The sequence below is a fragment of the Pseudoalteromonas sp. SG44-17 genome (assembly GCF_014164235.1).
Taxonomy (GTDB): domain Bacteria; phylum Pseudomonadota; class Gammaproteobacteria; order Enterobacterales; family Alteromonadaceae; genus Pseudoalteromonas; species Pseudoalteromonas rhizosphaerae.
Genome location: NZ_JACJEV010000106.1, coordinates 1 through 413, shown reverse-complemented (window position 1 = coordinate 413; position 413 = coordinate 1). Strand labels below are relative to the sequence as shown.

Genomic DNA, 413 nt, shown 5'->3' with positions numbered 1-413 from the left:
TTGGAGCCTGGCAATGTCCTACTTTCACATAGCAAATGCTACACTATCATCGGCGCTGTTTCGTTTCACTACTGAGTTCGGCATGGGGTCAGGTGGGTCCAAAACGCTATTGTTACCAAGCAAATAGGGTGCGAAGGAGTAATGACAAAGCACGTAGTGCTTACATTTCCTTTGCGCAAGGTGCCTCAACTTTAACGCTACGCGCTAAGAGTCACCTTATAAATTTGGAATTCTGATAATAAAAGTTTTCAGTAAATCTACTTTAGTCTATTAACTTCTTGCGCTATTAACTATCACATAAAACGCGTTTGGCGTTGTATGGTTAAGCCTCACGGGTAATTAGTACAAGTTAGCTTAACATATCACTATGCTTCCACATCTTGCCTATCAACGTTGTAGTCTTCAACGGCCCT

Annotated in this window: 2 rRNA genes; both read right to left on the bottom strand. The window is 41.9% G+C overall.

Annotated features, from left to right (window positions below):
* Nucleotides 1-5 precede the first annotated feature (5 nt).
* Nucleotides 6-120, bottom strand: a 5S ribosomal RNA gene (gene rrf, locus H5182_RS22100).
* A gap of 198 nt (nt 121-318) precedes the next feature.
* Nucleotides 319-413, bottom strand: a 23S ribosomal RNA gene (locus H5182_RS22095); the annotation flags it as partial.